Below are 3,270 nucleotides of genomic sequence, written 5' to 3' on the forward strand. Positions count from 1 at the left end.
TTGTCTTTTATACGTAATTTAAGGGTTTTCATGTACTTATATTAACAATCAAAACTCAAGGAAAATAGTCCTTAGTTAAATCAAACGACACTTCAGGTCGTGTCGCTTATATCTCTGACCTGAAGGAAAGAGTTTTACGCTCCATTTGATAAAATCGCGCAAGGCGACGCATTTATTTTCATTAGCCCTGAATATAACCACGGCTACAGCCCTGCGCTCAAAAATGCATTGGATTACCTCGGTAAAGAATGGGGCGGAAAACCTGCGGCATACGTTAGCTATGGAGGCACCAATGGTTCACGTTCGATTGATCAAATTCGCCAAGTGGCAACTCAATTGGGCTTAATTGACAGTAATGCTGTAGTTGAAATTCGTGACATTTTTACACGTAATCAAACAGATAAATTCGAACCGAATGAATTTGACAACAAAGCGGTTAAAGCGATTTTCAAAAAATTACTGCAATATGTGAGTGCTTAATTGTTGCCGTTCGCGTGATAGATGCCGCCTTTTGTAGGTTCAGGCTTACATTATTTTCGGCAGATGGCAGCTATACGCCATGCATCATCCACGATAAAGTTAAAGCATACAGAGACAGGACGTCACTGAACATAAAACAACAATGATAAGACTAAGCAGGAAGCTTACGGTAGGACAGGAGTTATACCGCTAGAATGAATCTGAAAAAGCCTCGACAGGATGTCGGGGCTTTTTTCATTTCAAATGCTACATAAGAATAGCTCTAACATGAGCCACAACCAAACTCAGGGCAATGACTCATTAGATCTCATCCAATCGGATACGATTACTTTTTAGAACTTTCAACAATTAAGCGGGTCACCAAGTACAAACGCGGCACGATAGAATCCGTCAAAATATATTCTGCTTTATCTGAATGTAATCCATCGCCAGACATACCGATTCCTTCAATGATCGCGGCTTTCGAAGTAACTCCAGCAAAAGCGGCATCAGTACCACCACCCCAAGCGGTCGTTTCAACTTTCATCGGCAGCTTTAATTCGTTTGTGTAAATCTGCTGGGCTGTCGCGGCTAATTTTTTGGCTTGTGGACTGGCTTCTAAAGGTGGTCGACGGACTTCAAATTTGACCTCGACCTGACTTTCCGCCAATTTTTTGGTTTTGACTTTTTGCTTCAAGGTTTTTTCCAACTCAGCAAAATCTTGTGGTTTTAAGGAACGAGCATCTGCCTGCGCTGTCGCATGGTCAGGAATCACATTTCGGGTTTTTCCAGCCGTCGCAACAGTCCAATTCAGCTTTAAACCCGTTTTCGGATTGGATAGATTTTCCAATTGTTGAATCTGAAAAGCCAGTTCTGTCAAGGCATTGACCCCTGCTTCAGGTTTTACCCCCGCATGCGAACCCTGCCCTTTAATATCTAAATAAGCCGCACCAATCCCACTGGTGGCTAACATCAAGCTTCCCTCTAAACCACCGGTTTCAAAGGAGAGGACAACGTCCTGATTTTGAGCGGTATCCATAATCAATTGGCGCGAGCCGGGTGAACTGATTTCTTCATCTGAATTAATTAATACCGTAATGGTGCCGTAATCTTGGTACTTCAGCTGTTTCAGCATATCCAAAACATGAATCACTGCAGCAACACCTTGCTTGTCATCCAAAATACCCAAGCCATAGGCTTTATTACCGTCTATGCGAAACGGTTGACCTTGTAATTGGCCCTTTTGATACACCGTATCGTTATGCGCCAACAACATAATGTTCGTTTGACCTTTGCCTTTTAGTACCGCTTTTACAATCGGCCCTGTCTGATCTGGCGCACCATCGAGTTTCATGATGTCTTTGGGCTGAATCACGTTCACCTCAGCCCCTGTGGCTTTTAATTGCTCTGCGACCACCTTGGCAATTTGATTCAAACCCTCAATATCTTTACTGCCAGATTCAATATTGACCAAGGTTTTCAAGGTCTCTAAATAACTGTGTTTTTGACTTTCCGCAATTTTCTTAATCTCTTGTGGAGATGCTGCCCAATTTGCTGAAGCACTAAGCGCAATGGCACAGCCTAATGCGAGCTGAAGTTTTGACGTCGTCCGTTGTTGTGTAAGTGTTCTTAGCATCGATCTTATTCCCTGTATATTTTTCATTATGAATTTTTAATGTCTGATAAATTAGTTCACCATTCAACCAATTAATCGCAAAAATATGTAACACCACTGATAAGGCTTTTAGTCACTTCAAAACCAGCTTCCTGCTGTTTTAAAAGCGGTTTAGATCAATATGGATGCATAGATCTAACGGTCGAGAGCCTTAATGCTGTGCAATACATTGACGCGACGGACAGAATGATAATTTAGGTGTTGTACGTTTTGGCTTACATCAGATGCGGATAATAGACACTATTCACGTTATTGGATTACTTTTATATTAAGGTCATACAGCGACAGGATGTCACTGAACATAAAACAACAATGATAAGACAATGAGCAGGAAGCTTAACGGTAGGACAGAAGTTATACCGCTACAATGAATCCGAAAAAGCCCCGACAGGATGTCGGGGCTTTTTTCGTTTAAGCTCCGTGAAAGCAACATTCCATGTATTTGCACAGACTAAACATCGACCTGAAAACCTAAATCGACATCACAGGCGGCTTGACCAGCTCGAATCCCCCAGTTTTCTTGAGGGCTTTCGCGTAAGGTAATGATGATATGGTCGGCTGGAATGCCAAATTCCACCAAATTTTGCACCAGCATTTGATATAACTTACGCTTGGTTGCTAAGGTTCGTCCCGCAAAACAATCGATGGTGATATGTGTAAAACGCTCAGGCTGCGTCAAATGATCAAACACCTGAAACCGATGTGGGGCATGCACTTGCAAACGTATATTGCGGTCATATCGAGGCAGCTGAAAACTCTGTTGTAAGGCGTCAAAGACAGCATTTATCAACTGTTGTTCTTGTTCTATGCTGTATTGCATCCGTATATCGATTTGTGTTGCAGGCATGCGCGAAACTCATTGTTGTTATATCCATCACTACACTAGCAGGATTTAGCGACGTTCTGCTGTAGGCATTTACCTACAGCGCTTGCAGTATTTACGCCTGTAGCCTCAACAGCAACGCGCCTATAGTAAGAACATACAGAGACAGGATGTCTTGCAATAAAAATAAGGCTCTAGACTAGCAGATTTGCACTTAGTTTTACCTAATGAGGTCCCACAACTCTGTTGCTAGCTCATTAGGCTCCCTCATCCAACGCCATTCTGTTTCTTTAAGATGATAATCAAAATACTC

Annotated in this window: 2 protein-coding genes and 2 pseudogenes; 1 reads left to right on the forward strand and 3 read right to left on the reverse strand. The window is 42.3% G+C overall.

Annotated elements, in window-relative coordinates; all coding sequences use genetic code 11:
- Positions 1 to 147: 147 nt before the first annotated feature.
- Positions 148 to 480: pseudogene (locus FTU17_RS17040) on the forward strand (NADPH-dependent FMN reductase); the annotation flags it as partial.
- A 325-nt stretch (positions 481 to 805) separates the two neighbouring features.
- Here FTU17_RS17040 and FTU17_RS17045 read toward each other — a convergent pair.
- From FTU17_RS17045 to FTU17_RS17055, 3 genes and pseudogenes are all read right to left on the reverse strand, one after another.
- Positions 806 to 2,095, reverse strand: a complete 1,290-nt coding sequence (locus FTU17_RS17045) for a glutamate carboxypeptidase (protein WP_180022949.1) — start codon at positions 2,093 to 2,095, stop codon at positions 806 to 808.
- A 490-nt stretch (positions 2,096 to 2,585) separates the two neighbouring features.
- Positions 2,586 to 2,981: a tautomerase family protein gene (locus FTU17_RS17050; RefSeq protein ID WP_168379827.1), complete on the reverse strand. Its 396-nt coding sequence runs from the start codon at positions 2,979 to 2,981 to the stop codon at positions 2,586 to 2,588.
- Positions 2,982 to 3,177: 196 nt separating this feature from the next.
- Positions 3,178 to 3,270 (reverse strand): annotated as a pseudogene (locus tag FTU17_RS17055) (IS1595 family transposase); the annotation flags it as partial.

This window comes from Acinetobacter sp. YH12070 (genome assembly GCF_013419625.1).
GTDB lineage: Bacteria > Pseudomonadota > Gammaproteobacteria > Pseudomonadales > Moraxellaceae > Acinetobacter > Acinetobacter amyesii.